Source organism: Microbacterium sp. Root280D1 (assembly GCF_001428975.1).
GTDB lineage: Bacteria > Actinomycetota > Actinomycetes > Actinomycetales > Microbacteriaceae > Microbacterium.
Genome location: NZ_LMJK01000002.1, coordinates 827,786 through 842,720 on the forward strand (window position 1 = coordinate 827,786; position 14,935 = coordinate 842,720).

The 14,935-nt window shown below is 68.8% G+C and carries 13 protein-coding genes; 2 read left to right on the top strand and 11 right to left on the bottom strand.

Annotation, left to right across the window (positions count from 1 at the left end; translation table 11 throughout):
* Positions 1 to 27: 27 nt before the first annotated feature.
* From ASE34_RS10180 to ASE34_RS10210, 7 genes are all read right to left on the bottom strand, one after another.
* Positions 28 to 840: a shikimate dehydrogenase gene (locus tag ASE34_RS10180; RefSeq protein ID WP_056278779.1), complete on the bottom strand. Its 813-nt coding sequence runs from the start codon at positions 838 to 840 to the stop codon at positions 28 to 30.
* Entirely contained in the window at positions 837 to 2,375 is a 1,539-nt protein-coding gene (gene mltG, locus ASE34_RS10185) for an endolytic transglycosylase MltG (RefSeq protein WP_056278780.1), read from the bottom strand. Before mltG ends, ASE34_RS10180 begins: the two co-directional genes overlap by 4 nt.
* Entirely contained in the window at positions 2,375 to 2,851 is a 477-nt protein-coding gene (ruvX, locus tag ASE34_RS10190; RefSeq protein WP_053096151.1) for a Holliday junction resolvase RuvX, read from the bottom strand. Before ruvX ends, mltG begins: the two co-directional genes overlap by 1 nt.
* Entirely contained in the window at positions 2,848 to 5,508 is a 2,661-nt protein-coding gene (alaS, locus tag ASE34_RS10195) for an alanine--tRNA ligase (RefSeq protein ID WP_056278781.1), read from the bottom strand. The genes ruvX and alaS overlap by 4 nt, the downstream gene beginning before the upstream one ends.
* Before the next feature lie 79 nt (positions 5,509 to 5,587).
* A complete protein-coding gene (locus ASE34_RS10200; protein ID WP_053096155.1) occupies positions 5,588 to 5,776 on the bottom strand; it encodes a hypothetical protein in 189 nt (62 codons plus the stop codon).
* 106 nt (positions 5,777 to 5,882) lie between these two features.
* Positions 5,883 to 6,512 carry a 30S ribosomal protein S4 gene (gene rpsD, locus ASE34_RS10205; RefSeq protein WP_052677824.1) on the bottom strand — a complete coding sequence of 210 codons (630 nt, stop codon included), beginning with the start codon at positions 6,510 to 6,512 and terminating at the stop codon, positions 5,883 to 5,885.
* A 161-nt stretch (positions 6,513 to 6,673) separates the two neighbouring features.
* A complete protein-coding gene (locus ASE34_RS10210; RefSeq protein ID WP_082297813.1) occupies positions 6,674 to 8,005 on the bottom strand; it encodes a replication-associated recombination protein A in 1,332 nt (443 codons plus the stop codon).
* Positions 8,006 to 8,117: 112 nt separating this feature from the next.
* Here ASE34_RS10210 and ASE34_RS10215 point away from each other — a divergent pair, with 112 nt between their 5' ends.
* Positions 8,118 to 8,414: a hypothetical protein gene (locus tag ASE34_RS10215; protein ID WP_056278782.1), complete on the top strand. Its 297-nt coding sequence runs from the start codon at positions 8,118 to 8,120 to the stop codon at positions 8,412 to 8,414.
* A gap of 65 nt (positions 8,415 to 8,479) precedes the next feature.
* Here the strand turns inward: ASE34_RS10215 and ASE34_RS10220 are convergent, their stop codons facing one another.
* From ASE34_RS10220 to nirB, 4 genes are read right to left on the bottom strand one after another with little or no spacing between them, the layout of a single operon-like run.
* Entirely contained in the window at positions 8,480 to 9,607 is a 1,128-nt protein-coding gene (locus tag ASE34_RS10220) for a uroporphyrinogen-III synthase (RefSeq protein ID WP_053096159.1), read from the bottom strand.
* Entirely contained in the window at positions 9,604 to 10,371 is a 768-nt protein-coding gene (gene cobA, locus ASE34_RS10225; RefSeq protein WP_053096161.1) for a uroporphyrinogen-III C-methyltransferase, read from the bottom strand. Before cobA ends, ASE34_RS10220 begins: the two co-directional genes overlap by 4 nt.
* The gene (gene nirD, locus ASE34_RS10230) at positions 10,368 to 10,736 is read right to left on the bottom strand and encodes a nitrite reductase small subunit NirD (protein WP_053096163.1); all 369 of its coding nucleotides are present in this window, start codon (positions 10,734 to 10,736) and stop codon (positions 10,368 to 10,370) included. The genes cobA and nirD overlap by 4 nt, the downstream gene beginning before the upstream one ends.
* The gene (gene nirB, locus ASE34_RS10235) at positions 10,733 to 13,312 is read right to left on the bottom strand and encodes a nitrite reductase large subunit NirB (protein ID WP_200955170.1); all 2,580 of its coding nucleotides are present in this window, start codon (positions 13,310 to 13,312) and stop codon (positions 10,733 to 10,735) included. Before nirB ends, nirD begins: the two co-directional genes overlap by 4 nt.
* A 209-nt stretch (positions 13,313 to 13,521) precedes the next feature.
* On the opposite strand from nirB, the gene ASE34_RS10240 reads away from it, so the two are divergent.
* Positions 13,522 to 14,886: a DUF349 domain-containing protein gene (locus tag ASE34_RS10240; RefSeq protein ID WP_082586592.1), complete on the top strand. Its 1,365-nt coding sequence runs from the start codon at positions 13,522 to 13,524 to the stop codon at positions 14,884 to 14,886.
* Positions 14,887 to 14,935 lie beyond the last annotated feature (49 nt).

Below are 14,935 nucleotides of genomic sequence, written 5' to 3' on the forward strand. Positions count from 1 at the left end.
CGGATCGTGCCGCGTGACGGCCGGTGACTACAGGGCGGCTTCCATCGCGGCGACCACGACCTCCTCCGAGGGGAGCGGAACGCTCTGGTCTCCGTGCAGGAAGATGCGGATCTGGCGCACGGCCTGACGCAGCAGCATCGCCTCCCCGGAGACGGCCCGCCCCCCGCGCCACACCGATGCGAGCGCCGACGGCCAGGGTGAGTACGCGACGTCGAACAGCGCGCCCCCGCTCTCGCTGAGGCGCGCTGACGTCGCCTCGTCCAGCACGGAGCCTCCGGGGAGCGTCGCGACGGTGAGCCCGACATCGTCGGCGTCGGCATCGAACGTCGAGGTCGTGATCGAGACGCCGAGTCTCCGTCCGAGAGCCACCAGTCCGGCTGCCCGTTCGGGACGGCGCGCCCTCACATCGACAGTGCGGGCCCCGGCCTCGACGCACGCGAGCAGAGCCGAGGATGCCGTGGCGCCGGCGCCGAGGATGCGGACATCACCGATTCCCCGAAGGTCCTGCTCGCCCAGGGCGTCGAGGATCCCGCCGACATCGGTGTTGAAGCCGCGGATGCCGTCGGTGAGCAGCAGCGTGTTCACTGCTCCGGTGAGGTCGGCATAGCGGTCGTGCGTGACCGACGCGCTGTGCGCCTTCTCCTTCAGCGGCATCGTGAGCGAGAGCCCCCGCCACGAATCGTCCAGAGTGGCCAGAGCCGTGTCGAACGCCACGTCGTCGACCTGGCGACGCGTGTACTCCCAATCGAGGCCCAGCGCACGGTAGGCGGCCGCGTGCAGCTGCGGAGACTTGGAGTGCGCGATCGGGTCGCCCCAGACTGCGAGCCGCGGGGAGCTCATCCGGCCGAGCAACCCCCGTCGGGGTTCTCCTGACACCACTGCTCCCACTTCTCGACTCCCTGCAGGTGCTCCTCGTAGGTGACCGAGAACTGGGTCTCTCCGGTGGCGAGGTTCGTCGTCACGAAGTAGAGCCAGGGGCCGTCTGCGGGGTGCATCGCCGCGTCGATCGCAGCGAAGCTCGGGCTCGCGATCGGCGTGACCGGCAGGCCGGTGTGCACGTAGGTGTTCCAGGGATTGTCGTCCTCGAGCGCCTCGGCCGAACTCGACACGACGCCCTCGTGCAGCGAACCGTAGCCGTACTGCGCCGTCGAGTCCATCTGCAGCTTCATGTCGATGTCGAGGCGGTTCTCGATCACACGAGACACCTTCGGGAAGTCTGCGGTGAGGCCCTCACGTTGGATGATCGAGGCGATCGTGAGCACGCGTTGAGCATCCTCCGCCGGCACCCCGGCCTCTGTCAGCGATTCCTTCGTGCGGTCGACCATCCGCTGGATGACCTGGGTGGCGGTGACTCCCGGATCGAACGTGTAGACGGCCGGGAACAGCCACCCCTCGAGGCTCTGGGCGGTCACGCCATAGGTCGCAGGGTCGGCGTCGACCGCCGCCTGGAGCTCCTCGATGGGCATGCCGAGCGATTCGGCCATGTCGGGCAGGGAGGATTCGATGGTTGCGCCCTCGCCCACGCTCGCAGAGTTCTCGCGCTTGTTGGCGGGGTCCTGCAGTGCCTCGAGCGCCGCCTGGGCTGTCATCTTCTCCTTCAGGCTGTAGATGCCCGGATAGAAGGTGACCGCGACGTTCTCGGTGACCAGGTAGTCGTAGAAGACGTCCTCCGTGCGCGTGACGCCCGCTTCGTAGAGCGCGGTGGACACGGGAGCGCCGGTGTCGCCCTCATGGATGGTGACGAGCACCTCGCCGGATGCGAGCCCGGGCTCCCAGTCCTTGGGGTCGCCCCATCCGAGCGCCTCGCTGATCTTGTCGCCGTAGGTGCCCCACGCCCAGAATCCCGCGCCGACGATGCCGCCGATCACGGCGAGGACGATGACGAGCGCCACCAGGCAGCCCGTGCGGCGCTTCTTCTTCGCGGGCGCTGGGTGGCCGGCATCGTGTTCCGGATGCGCGTGGAAGAGGTCTTCGAGGCGTCCGCCTGCTGCCGCGCTCCCCGACGCGGCACCCACCGCGGCGCCGGCAGATGCTTCCGACCCCGAGCCGGATTCGGCTCGGTCCGCGGCCGCCTCGCCGACGGAGGACTCGCTTTCGGAAAGTCGGGCGGCAACGGGCTCGTCCGCGGACAGTGCGGGCATCGCCCTGGTCGACGCATCGTCCGACGACGAGCGGTCCGCGGGGGTGCCGGCTGGCCCGGCCGGAGCCCCCGGCTGCGCAGCCGCGGCTTCACGCGCCGCCCGGCGCGACCCTGGAGCGGGCGGGGTGTTGTCGACCGTCGGGATCTGCGGCGACGGGTCGGGAAGGTTCTCGAACAGATCGCCCAGACGGGCATCCGGATCGTGCTGAGGCGAAGCGCTCTCGCGTTCGGGCATTATCGGGGGGACTCCTCGTCGAGCGGAATCGTGGCACCGGGCGGGTTTCCGGTGCTCTTCTCCGTGTCGATCGCCTGCTGCAGCAGGATCACCGCGGCGATCTGATCCACAATGCTACGAGACTTCTTCTGTGTTCTGCCCGAAGAACGCAGAGCGGCGTGTGCGGTGACGGTGCTGAGGCGCTCGTCGACGAGCCGGACGGGAGTGCCCGTCTGCGCCTGCAGAGCCGCGGCGAACTCGCGAGCGTCGGTCGTCGACGCGGTGTCGGCGCCCTGCAGATTGACCGGCAGCCCGACCACGAACTCGAGCACGTCGAAGTCCTCGGCGATCGCGGCGATCCTGTCGATCGACGTGTCGTTGCGCTGCACGGTCTCGACCGGCACCGCGAGCATGCCGTCCGGATCGCAGCGGGCGACGCCGACCCGGGCACGCCCGACATCGACACCGAGCCGCACGCCGCGGCGGAAGCCGCTCACGCTGACTGCAGCTCCTGCGACACGGCCTCGAGCGCTGCGTGCAGGGCCGCGACATCTGTGCCACCACCCTGAGCGACGTCGTCACGACCTCCTCCGCCGCCGCCGAGTACGGAGGCGGCGCGCTTCGCGAGGGCACCGGCCTTCGCTCCGGCGGTGCGTGCGGCATCGTTCGTCGCGACGACCACCACCGGGCGTCCGTTCACGACAGCGCCGAGAGCGACGACGGCGGGGTCGGAACCGAGACGGTCGCGGACGCCGAGGACGAGCTCGCGCACATCGTCGGCCGACGCCACCTCACCGAGCGACTGCGCGGCCACACGGAACGTGCCGACGCGGTTCGCGGCATCGGCGATGGCCGGGACACGGCCCGCGCGCTCCTTGGACTCGAACTGGGCGATGCGCTTCTCGGCCGCCTTGAGGCTGGCGGAGAGATCCGCGATGCGCTCGGCGAGCTGGTCGCGAGGGGTCTTGAGCGAGGTGGTCAGCTGCGACACGAGCGCGCGTTCTGCAGCGAGCTCGCGGAACGCGTCCTGGCCGACCAGGGCCTCGATGCGGCGGTTCGACGCGCCGACCGACGACTCGCCGACGACGCTGACGAGGCCGATCTCGGCACTCGTGGTGACGTGCGTGCCCGCGCAGAGTTCGCGCGACCACGGACCGCCGATGTCGACCATCCGCACGACGTCGCCGTACTTCTCGCCGAAGAGCGCCATAGCACCGGCCTCCTTCGCCTCGTCGAGCGTCACGATGCGAGTCGTGACCTCGAGGGCGTCGTTGACCGCGCGGTTGGTGATCTCCTCGATCTCGGTGCGCGTGTCGGCCGAGAGAGCCTGAGACCACGAGAAGTCGAAACGCATGTACCCGGCACGGTTGAGCGAACCGGCCTGCGTGGCGGTCGGTCCGAGCGTGTCACGCAGCGCCGCATGCACGAGGTGCGTCGCCGAGTGCGCCTGCCTGGCGGCGCGTCGGTTGGCGGCGTCGACGACCGTGGTCGCGGGGTCGTCCACGGCTACAGCCCCGCGAGTGACCTCGACCGTGTGGCTGATCAGACCGGGCACCGGACGCTGCACATCGAGCACCTCGAGCTCGTAGCCCGGCCCGACGATGACGCCCTTGTCGGCGACCTGACCGCCGGACTCGGCGTAGAGAGTCGTCTCGGCGAGCACGACCTCGGCGATCTGCCCCTCTGAGGCGGTGCGGGCCGGCTGTCCGTCGACCAGGATGCCGAGGATGCGCGAGTCGACCTCCAGCTCGGAGTAGCCGTCGAAGCCCGTCTCGCCCAGCGCACGGAGATCGCGGTACACCGAGACGTCCGCGAGCTGACGCTTGCGATTGCGTGCGTCAGCTTTGGCGCGCGAGCGCTGCTCCTGCATCAGGGTGTCGAACGCCTCACGGTCGACCGCGAGACCGGCTTCCTCAGCGACCTCGAGCGTGAGATCGATCGGGAAGCCGTACGTGTCGTGCAGCAGGAACGCCTCGGAGCCGCTCAGCGCCGCCCCGCCGCCCTTCTTCGTCTCGTCCAGCGCGAGATCGAGGATCGTCGACCCCTGCGCCAGAGTGCGCCGGAAGGTCTCCTCCTCGGCGAAGGCGGAGGCCGAGAGAGTCGACCATTCCTTCTCGAGCACCGGGTATGCCGACTTCATGGCATCACGGGACGTGGCGAAGAGCTCGGGGAAGACCGGCTCGTCGACGCCGAGCAGACGCATCGAGCGCACCGTGCGCCGCATGAGGCGGCGGAGGATGTATCCGCGGCCCTCATTGGACGGGCGGACGCCGTCGGACAGCAGCATGAGGGACGAGCGCACGTGGTCGGCCACGACACGGAAGCGCACGTCGTCTTCGTGGACGGCACCGTAACGGCGGCCGGAGAGCTCGACCGCGCGATCGAGGACCGGGCGCACCTGATCCGTCTCGTACATGTTCTCGACGCCCTGCTTGAGGAACGCGACGCGCTCGAGTCCCATGCCGGTGTCGATGTTCTTCTGGGGCAGCTCGCCCACGATGTCGAACTCGGTCTTGCCGCGGATGTTGTCGATGAAGTCCTGCATGAACACGAGGTTCCAGATCTCGAGGAACCGCGAGTCGTCGGCCGCGGGACCGCCGTCCTTGCCGTACGCGGGACCTCGGTCGAAGAAGATCTCGCTGTCGGGGCCACCGGGACCGGGCTGACCGGTGTTCCAGTAGTTGTCCGCACGCCCCAGACGCTGGATGCGCTCCGGCTTCAGGCCGATGATGTCGCGCCAGATGGCCTCAGCCTCGTCGTCGGTCTCGTAGACGGTGACCCAGAGGTCTTTCTCGTCGAAACCGAGGCCGCCGTCTGCCTCCGAGCTCGTCAGCAGCTCCCACGCGTAGCGGATCGCGCCCTCTTTGAAGTAGTCGCCGAAGGACCAGTTGCCCATCATCTGGAAGAAGGTGCCGTGACGCGCGGTCTTCCCGACTTCTTCGATGTCGTTGGTGCGGATGCACTTCTGCAGGTCCGCGATGCGCGGGTGCGGTGCGGGCACGACTCCGGTGAGGTACGGGATCATCGGCACCATTCCGGCGACCGTGAACAGCAGCGACGGATCGTCGCTGACCAGAGAGGCCGAGGGGACGATGACGTGGTCGTTCTTCTCGAAGAAGTCGAGATAGCGCTGCGCGATCTCCGCAGTTTTCATAGGGGTGCCAGGTGTCCTTGCGTACAGGGTGTGGAAGGGCGGGGCGATGATGCGGCAGCGGCCGGGAGACCGCGCGCGATCAGTCGTCCGCGGGGTCTACGAGTCGCGCCTGCTGCTCGCGGTACGAGTCGCCGATGATGCCGGTGAACTCGTTGAAGCGAGCGTCGACCTCGGCGAGGATGTCGTGACCGCGCGGGTCCTTGTTCATGAAATGCGCAGCGACGAATCCGCCGATCACACCGATCAGGAACCACAGCACGTTCTTCATGTCGTCATCCTTGCCTCTGACCCGCGAAGGCGCGGTGTCACCATCGTATGCGCAAACGACAGAAGGCGTCGGGTGACCCCGACGCCTTCTGCGGAAAAGCTGGAACTCAGCGAGCTGCGTAGTACTCGACGACGAGCTGCACTTCACAGGTCACGGGGACCTCGGCGCGCTTCGGGCGACGAACCAGGCGAGCCTGGAGCTTGTCGAGCTCGACCTCGAGGTAGCCGGGAACGGGAGGCAGGACCTCGGCGTGACCGCCGGCCGCTGCGACCTGGAAGGGCTCGGTGCCCTCGCTCTTGGCCTTGACGTGGATGAGCTGACCCGGCTTCACGCGGAAGGACGGGCGGTCGACGAGCTGGCCGTCGACGAGGATGTGACGGTGCACGACGAGCTGACGAGCCTGCGCGGTGGTGCGGGCGAAGCCCGAACGCACGACGAGGGCGTCGAGACGCATCTCGAGCAGCTCGACCAGGTTCTCACCGGTCAGGCCGTCCTGACGGCGAGCCTCGTTGAACGTGTTGCGCATCTGCTTCTCGCGGATGCCGTACTGCTCGCGCAGACGCTGCTTCTCACGCAGACGGACGGCGTAGTCGCTGTCTGCCTTGCGCTTGGTGCGGCCGTGCTCACCCGGAGCGTAGGGACGCTTCTCGAGGTAGCGGGCGGCCTTCGGGGTGAGCGGGATGCCGAGGGCACGGCTCAGACGTACCTTGCGGCGGTCCTGGGACTTCGTGGTCACGAAGTGTTCCTTCCGATGACGTGGTCGCGTCTTTCACGACTCACGGACGTATCGTCCGCGTTCTGCCTTGGAGCGCACGCCGGGGCGCCAGCAAGGTGTGGTGTGAACGAGGAGATGCCCGAAAACACGGTTTCGAGCCGATCAAGTCTAACAGATTCGCGTCAGCGCCCGTCGAGGATGCGTCTGATGCGCTCGAGGCGAGCCGAGATGTCGCGCTCGGCACCCAGGTTCTTGGGTTCGTAGTACCGCTTTCCGCGCAGTTCGTCAGGGAGGTACTGCTGCGGCAGGATGCCGAACTCGCTGTCGTGCGGGTAGACGTATCCCCGGCCGTGACCGAGCCGCTTCGCGCCCGGATAGTGCGCGTCTCGCAGATGCAGCGGGACGCGTCCGAACCCCCCGGAGCGGATGTCGGCGATCGCCTGGTCGATTCCCACGTACGCCGCATTCGACTTGGCTGTCGTGGCCAGATAGACGGTCGCTTCGGCGAGCGGGATCCGCCCCTCCGGCATTCCGATGAACGCGACGGCGTCCGCGGCCGCGACCGCGATGGAGAGCGCCTGCGGGTCGGCGAGGCCCACGTCCTCGGAGGCCGAGATGACCAGGCGCCGAGCGATGAAGCGAGGGTCCTCCCCCGCCTCGATCATCCGCGCGAGATAGTGCAGGGCCGCATCCGGGTCGGATCCTCGGATCGACTTGATGAACGCGCTGATGACGTCGTAGTGCTCGTCTCCCTGACGGTCGTATCGCAGCAGCGCCTTGTCGACGGCCTGAGCGACGTCGTCCGCCGTCGCGGCGGGCACCGCGCCTTCTTCCCCCTTCGAGAGGGCTACGGCCGCTGCCGCCTCGAGTCCGGTGAGCGCACGCCGCGCATCGCCCGACGCCAGCCGGATCAGCGCCGCGCGCGCGTCGTCGGCCAGGGTGACCGCGCCATTGAGTCCGCGCGCATCGGTCACCGCCCGATCGACCAGGAGCCCGATGTCGTCATCCGTCAGCGGCTGGAGCGTGAGGAGCAGCGATCGCGACATCAACGGCGAGATCACCGAGAACGAGGGATTCTCGGTGGTCGCCGCGATCAGCAGCACCCAGCCGTTCTCGACGCCCGGGAGCAGGGCGTCCTGCTGCGCCTTGGTGAACCGATGGATCTCATCGAGGAAGAGGATCGTCGTCTGGCCATAGAGGTCGCGCTGGGTGATCGCCTCCTGCATGACCTCGCGCACGTCCTTCACGCCGGCGGTGATCGCGGAGAGCTCGACGAACCGGCGGCCCGATGAGCGTGCGATCGCCTGCGCCAGAGTGGTCTTGCCGGTGCCGGGCGGACCCCACAGGATGATCGAGACGGCACCCGGGGATGTCGCGGCAGGGTCGGCGAGTGCGACGATCGGGGAACCCGCGCGCAGCAGGTGCTTCTGACCGGCGACCTCATCGAGCGACACGGGGCGCATTCGCACGGCGAGAGGCGTCTGCCCGGAGAGCAGTGCGGAGGCGGAGGTCATCCGTCCAGGCTAACGCGGGGCACCGACACTTCGGGTGGGAACGGCGTGACGCGATCTCGACGGTAGGCTCTCAGGCGACGTTGCACATTCACGTCCAGTAAGGGAGCACGCAATGGCCGGACGCGGGAAGAGCACGCAGCAGTCGCGCACCGAGGTGGAGCGCGCACGTCTGCACACCGCCCGCAAGACGTGGCATGAGGGTCAGATCCGGCGTCGCACCCGCGACAACACGATCGCCGTCGTCGCCGGACTGCTCATCGTCGCCGGAGCCGTGGTGAGCCAGGTCGTTCACGCGCAGGTGAATCCCCCGGCCCCCTCGCCTTCGCCTACCGTCGAGCCGACGGAGGCGCCCGTGCCGACAGACCCCGCGACGCCGGAGCCTGCACCCACTGAGGCCCCCGCCGGATAGAACACGGTCCCTGTGGGTGGCGGACACGGGCGTTCACTGCCCGCACTCCCCCGCGCGCACCTCGCTCAGTACTCGGTGACCGCCAGGCGGTAGCCGCGTTTCACCACCGTGTGCACGAGTTCGTTGCCGCCGAGAGCCTCCCGCAGCCGTGCGACGGCCACCTCGACCGCATGTCCGTTGCGCTCGGCGCCGGGGAGAACGCCCCCGAGCTCGGCGCGCGAGAGCACACGCCCGCCCGCAGAGGCGAGCGCCTCGATCAAGGCGGCAGCCGACCGCGAGAGCGGGATGAACACGCCGTCCACGAGGACTCCGCCGCTGCGTACCTCGACCAGACCCGCGTCGGTCGGGAGTGACGGTGCCCTCCCGCCGCCGAAATGCGCGATGACCGTTCGAGCGAGGGATCCGAGTCGCCCCCGGTCGGCGATCGTGGTGCGGAGGTTCGCGCCGTGCAGCGGCGCGGCCGTGATCGGGCCCACGCACGCCAGGAGGAGGCGGCCCGACTCCGCGCGTCTCCTGATGCGCTCGAGCGCGCCGGACTCCTCTGCCACCGCGATCCACGACGCCGCTCCCGGTGCCGAGGTGAACAGCACGGCGTCCGCCTCGCCGGCCGCCGCCTGCAATGCCGAACGCCGCACCACCTCAGGATCCGGCGGCGGCCCCCACCGGTAGACCGTGATGCTCAGCACCTCGGCTCCGGCATCCGCCAGCAACTCGTCGAGGCCGTCCGATCCGGCGCCATGATGCTGCACGAGGATCCGCTTGCCCGCGACCCCGGAGGCGAGGAGGTACTCGCCGACCTCGGCCGACGTCTCGGATTCGGCGACCCAGTCAGCCGTGAAACCCGCCTGCTGGATCGCGCCGTGCGCCTTGGGTCCCCGTGCGACGAAGTGCGCGCCCTGCAGTGCCGCGTCGAGCTGTCCGTCGAGGCCGTGCTCGTGCGCGGCATCCATCCATCCGCGAAACCCGACGCCCGTGGTGACGATCACGATGTCCGGAGGAGCGGCGATCACCTGCTCGGTGCGGGCGAGAAGCTGCGCGTCGTCGGAGTTGGTGACGATGCTCAGCGCCGGCGCGCGATGGACCACCGCACCGCGACGCTCGAGGGCTGTCGCCAGGTCGATCGAGCGGCGGTCTGCGGCGACGATGATCGTGCATCCGGCCAGCGCCGAGTCGAGCGTGCGCGCGGTCGTCATGTGGCGCTCTCCGCGATCATCGCCCTCGTCGGCAGCAGCAGTCCCGCGCGAGCCACCTCGCCGATCACGATGACGGACGGGTTCACGACCTGCGCAGCGGCCGCGTCCTGCGCCGCCGTCGCCAGGGTGCTGCGGATGGTCCGCTGTCGTTCGGTGTGACCGTTCTCGACGATCGCCACGGGGATGTCGCCGGACACCCCGTGCGACGCGGCCGAGGCTGCGAGGCGAGGCAGCGAGGCCACGCCCATCAGGACGACGGTGGTGACCGTCGGATCGGACAGAGATGCGAGCGCACTCGGGGTGAGGTCGCCGTGCCCGTTGATGATGTGCACCGCTGACGCGACGCCGCGATGGGTCACCGGGATCCCCGCGGCCTGAGGCACCGAGATCGCGCTGCTGACGCCCGGGGTCACACTGACCGGCACACCGGCGGCCTCACACGCGAGAACCTCTTCTCCCCCGCGACCGAGCACGAAGGGATCGCCGCCTTTCAGCCGCACCACGCGGTGGCCGGCGAGGGCGCGTTCGACGAGGAGGGCATCGATCTCGTGCTGAGGGACGGGGTGGTGACCCGGTCGTTTGCCGACATCGATGACCTCGACGTGCGACGGGAGCTCGTTCCGGAGCTCCGCGAACGGACCGAGGCGATCGGCGACCACGACGTCGGCCGCCATCAGCAGGCGATAGGCGCGCACCGTCATGAGGTCGGCGGGACCCGGCCCACCGCCGACGAGGTCGACCCTGCCCACACGCGTCCGCCTCATGATCCGACGCTCTCCGGCATCCGGACGTACACGACGCCGTCGTCGATCGCGACCGGCCACACCCGCAGTGCTGCGGGGGGCTTGCCGTGGGTCTCGATGCACTCGCCGGTGCGGAGATCGAAGATCTGCTTGTGGAGTGGGGATGCGACCGTGGGGACATCCCCACGACTTCCCACGATCCCGCGGGAGATGACATTGGCTCCGCTGAACGGGTCGAGATTGTCGACTGCGAGCACGGTGCCGTCCGAGAGGAGGAACAGTGCCACCTGCTGTCCGTCCAAGAGAGCGGCTCGCCCTCGTTCGACCTCGAGGTCCTCGAGCGTGCATACCCGCACATGCGTGGTGGAGTCCATCGCGACGGTCATCGGCGCACCTCCAGAGCGGTTCCGGCGATCAGGATGCCTCCGGCGCGACGCTCCTCCGGCGACGCCGGGCGGATCTGCCCGCGCTCAGAGACATAGGCGAGTGACGGATCCGCCGTATCGGCCGCGTTGACGAACGACCGGAACCGTTCGAGCTTCACGGGGTCGGCGAGGGTGGCCGCCCATTCGTCCTCGTAGCGATCGACGTGCTGCGCCATCGAGGCATCGAGGTCGGCGCAGATGCCCAGGCTGTCGTCGAAGATCACACTCCGCAGCCCGTCGAGTCCGCCCTCGAGCTCCTCGCACCAGGGAGCCGTGCGCTGCAGACGATCGGCGGTGCGGATGTAGTACATGAAGAAGCGGTCGATGGCCCTGATGAGACCCTCGTCGTCGAGGTCCGACGCGAGCAGCTGCGCGTGCCGCGGCGTGAAGCCGCCGTTGCCGCCGACATACATGTTCCACCCCGTCTCGGTGGCGATGACTCCCACGTCCTTGCTCCGCGCCTCCGCGCATTCACGAGCGCAGCCCGAGACGCCGAGCTTGAGCTTGTGGGGAGCACGGAGCCCCCGATAGCGCAGTTCGAGCTTGACGGCCATGCCGACCGCGTCGAGGACGCCATAGCGGCACCACGTCGACCCGACGCACGACTTCACCGTGCGCAGCGACTTGCCGTACGCCTGCCCCGACTCGAAGCCCGCGTCGACCAGACGCTGCCAGATCACCGGAAGCTGTTCCAGCCGCGCTCCGAACATGTCGATCCGCTGCCCGCCGGTGATCTTCGTGTACAGCGCGAAGTCCTTCGCGATCTGCCCGATCGCGATCAGTCCCTCCGGGGTGACCTCGCCACCGGCCATCCTCGGGACGACGGAGTACGTGCCGTCCTTCTGCATGTTGGCCATCACGTGGTCGTTGGTGTCCTGCAGCGTGGCGTTCTCGCCGTCGAGCACGTGCGCGCCCACGAGCACCGAGAGGATGCTGGCGATCGCCGGCTTGCAGATGTCGCACCCTCGGCCGCGCCCGAAGCGCTCGACGATGCCACTGAACGTCGTGAGCTGAGCCACCCGTACCGCGTCGAAGAGCTGGCGGCGCGAGAGATCGAAGTGCTCGCAGAGGGCATGCGACACGGTCTGGCCGAGCTTGGTGAGCTCCTGCCCCACGACCTTCTTCACCATCAGCACGCAGGATCCGCAGGTCGCCCCGGCCTTCGTGCAGCCCTTCACCGCGGCGGCGTCCGTGCACCCCTCGTCGTGCACTGCCCGGCGGATGCGCCCGGCGGTCACATTCGAGCACGAGCAGACCACGGCCTCATCCGGCAGCTCGCCACCAGGAGCCTCGTTCCCGCCTTCCGGCAGCAGGTAGGCGGCCGGGTCGGCGCCGAGCTTCGCGCCGACGAGGGGACGCAGCGCGCCGTAGGCCGCCGCATCGCCGACGAGGATCCCACCGAGCAGCGTCTGAGCGTCATCCGACAGCACGAGCTTCTTATAGACACCGGCGACAGGATCCGCATAGACGACGTCGAGCGCATGGGGAGTCGTGGCCATCGCATCGCCGAAGCTCGCGACATCGACACCCGAGAGCTTCAGCTTGGAGGAGTCGTCGTAGCCGGGGAACGCCGCATCGCCTCCGAGCAGGCGCGTCGCCGCCACCTCTGCCATGGCGTATCCGGGAGCCACCAGTCCGACGCAGCGACCGTCGAAGTTGGCGACCTCGCCGATCGCCAGGATGTGGGGGTCGGACGTCGAGCACCGATCGTCGATGATCACACCGCCGCGGGGGTCCACCTGCATCTCCGCATTGCGCGCCAGCTCGTCCCGGGGACGCACGCCGACGGTGAAGACCACGACGTCCGCCCGTTCGATCGATCCGTCCTGGAACTCGAGCGCCGTGACCGCGCCGGAGTCATCCGGGTCCAGCCGAGTCGTTCTCGATCCGGTGCGCACCGAGATGCCACGCGCTTCGAGCAGACGCTTGAGCATCCCTCCACCCGCTGAGTCGAGCTGAGCGGACATCAGGCGATCGGAGTACTGCACGACGGTGGCGTCGACATCCATTCCCTGCAGAGCGCCGGCGGCCTCGAGCCCGAGGAGCCCTCCGCCGATCACCGCGCCGCGCAGCGGACGACCGAGCATGCGTCCTCGCCGCTCGACGAAGTCCTTGAGGCCCTGGACGTCGTCGAGTGTGCGATAGACGAAGCAGCCGGGCAGGTCCGCACCGTCCACGGCGACCTTCGCGGCGTAGGAGCCGGTCGCGAGCACCAGGGTGTCGTACGGGATGCTCGTGCGCGACCTCGTCGTGACGGTGCGGGCCGAGCGATCGATCCGCAGCACTCTGTCGTCGGCGAGGAATCGCACGCGGAAGTCGTCGAACACCGAGCGATCGAGTTCGAGCTCCTCGGGAGTCGCCCCCGAGAAGAACCCGGTGAGTCCGACCCGATCGTACGGTCGACGGGCCTCGTCTCCGATCACCGTCACATGCATCGGCGTCTCGGCCCGGCTGATCAGGCTCTCCACGAATCGATGCGCGACCATCCCTGCACCGACCACCACGATCTCCTGGGGTGTGAGGAGGACCTCGCTCATGTTGCTCCAATCGCCGGGGGACGTCGTGATGGCGACGATAGGAGCCTGGTGTTTCCCGCATGTGACGCGCGGTGTTTCGTGCGTCGAACGATTCGCTCACAGAACGGTAACGGCCATTGTGAGGTTCGACGACCACACTGCAACCTCGCTCTCGTACTAGGCTGAAGCTCGTCCTTTCCGCCTCCCGCGGGCCCTACCGCGCAAGGAGAATCACCGTGTCTGAGCCGTCCAAGCCGACTCCCCCCATTCCCGCTCCCCCGGCAGCGCCGCTGCCGCGAAAGCTGACCAAGCCCACTGCAGCGACTCCCGCAGCCGCAGCATCGCCCGCGACCTCCGCATCGAGTGCCGAGGCAGCGAAGTGGGGCCGTGTCGCCGAAGACGGCACGGTCGAGGTTCGCGAGGGCGACGAGTGGCGCGTGGTCGGGCAGTATCCCGACGGCACCCCCGACGAGGCACTCGCCTACTTCGTGCGTAAGTACGAGGACATCGCGTTCAAGGTGCACACGCTCGAGCAGCGTCACCAGGCCGGCGGCGCGTCTGCGGGTGACCTGGTCAAGCAGGCCGGTCATCTTCTCACCGAGGCCACCGACGCTGCCGCTGTGGGCGACCTCGCCGGACTCCGTGAGCGTCTGAACACCCTGACCTCCTCGCTCTCCGAGGCGACCGCTCAGGAGGCCCAGCAGGCCAAGGAGCTGGTCGACAAGGCCATCGCCGAGCGCACGGCTCTCGTCGAGCGCGCCGAGGAGATCGCAGCCCGCGACCTCTCGAAGGTGCAGTGGAAGCAGGTGACCGCCGAGCTCGGCGAGCTCTTCGACGCGTGGCAGGCGCAGCAGCAGAACGGCCCTCGTCTGTCGAAGGGGGTGTCCCAGCAGCTCTGGAAGCGGTTCCGTGATGCGCGCGGCACCGTCGACAAGGCACGCCGCGCGTTCTACTCCGAGCTCGACGACACCCACAAGACCGCTCGTGACGCCAAGACGCGGCTGGTCGAGCGCGCGGAGGCTCTCGCTCCTCGCGGAGTCGACGGCATCCCCGCGTATCGCAGTCTGCTCGACGAGTGGAAGGCCGCCGGTCGCGCTGGTCGCAAGGCCGACGACGCGCTCTGGGCGCGATTCAAGGCAGCCGGCGACGCGCTGTACTCCGCTCGTGCCGAGCAGTCGGCGGCTGAAGAGGCGGACTCCGCCCCGAAGATCGAAGCGCGTCAGGCCCTTCTCGAAGAGGCCAAGGCAGTCGCAGACGAGCCGAACATCAAGCGCGCCCGCGCGCTGCTCACCGGCATCCAGCGCCAGTGGGATGAGATCGGCCGCATCTTCCCCCGCGAGAAGGAGCGCGCTCTCGACGATCGTCTCCGTGTGATCGAGCAGGCGCTCAAGGCACGCGAAGAGGTCGACTGGAAGAAGAACAACCCCGAGACCAAGGCACGCGCCAACGACATGAGCTCGCAGCTGCTCGAGGCGATCGAGAAGCTCGAGTCCGAGCTGGCCGCCGCAGAGAAGTCGGGAGACAAGAAGGCCGCCAAGGCCGCGGCGGATGCACTCGAAGCGCGCCGCACCTGGCTCAACGCCCTCGGCGGCTGACCTTCTCCACAGATCTCCGGATCGAATCAGTACGCGGGATGCACCGCGC

Bases quoted from the DNA above. Each gene is read 5' to 3' on its own strand.
- mltG (WP_056278780.1), bottom strand. From the start codon at position 2,375: ATGCCCGAACGCGAGAGCGCTTCGCCTCAGCACGATCCGGATGCCCGT.
- cobA (WP_053096161.1), bottom strand. From the start codon at position 10,371: ATGAGGCGGACGCGTGTGGGCAGGGTCGACCTCGTCGGCGGTGGGCCG.
- ASE34_RS10210 (WP_082297813.1), bottom strand. From the start codon at position 8,005: ATGACCTCCGCCTCCGCACTGCTCTCCGGGCAGACGCCTCTCGCCGTG.
- ASE34_RS10200 (WP_053096155.1), bottom strand. From the start codon at position 5,776: ATGAAGAACGTGCTGTGGTTCCTGATCGGTGTGATCGGCGGATTCGTC.
- ASE34_RS10220 (WP_053096159.1), bottom strand. From the start codon at position 9,607: ATGACGACCGCGCGCACGCTCGACTCGGCGCTGGCCGGATGCACGATC.
- nirB (WP_200955170.1), bottom strand. From the start codon at position 13,312: ATGAGCGAGGTCCTCCTCACACCCCAGGAGATCGTGGTGGTCGGTGCA.
- ASE34_RS10180 (WP_056278779.1), bottom strand. From the start codon at position 840: ATGAGCTCCCCGCGGCTCGCAGTCTGGGGCGACCCGATCGCGCACTCC.
- alaS (WP_056278781.1), bottom strand. From the start codon at position 5,508: ATGAAAACTGCGGAGATCGCGCAGCGCTATCTCGACTTCTTCGAGAAG.
- ASE34_RS10215 (WP_056278782.1), top strand. From the start codon at position 8,118: ATGGCCGGACGCGGGAAGAGCACGCAGCAGTCGCGCACCGAGGTGGAG.
- nirD (WP_053096163.1), bottom strand. From the start codon at position 10,736: ATGACCGTCGCGATGGACTCCACCACGCATGTGCGGGTATGCACGCTC.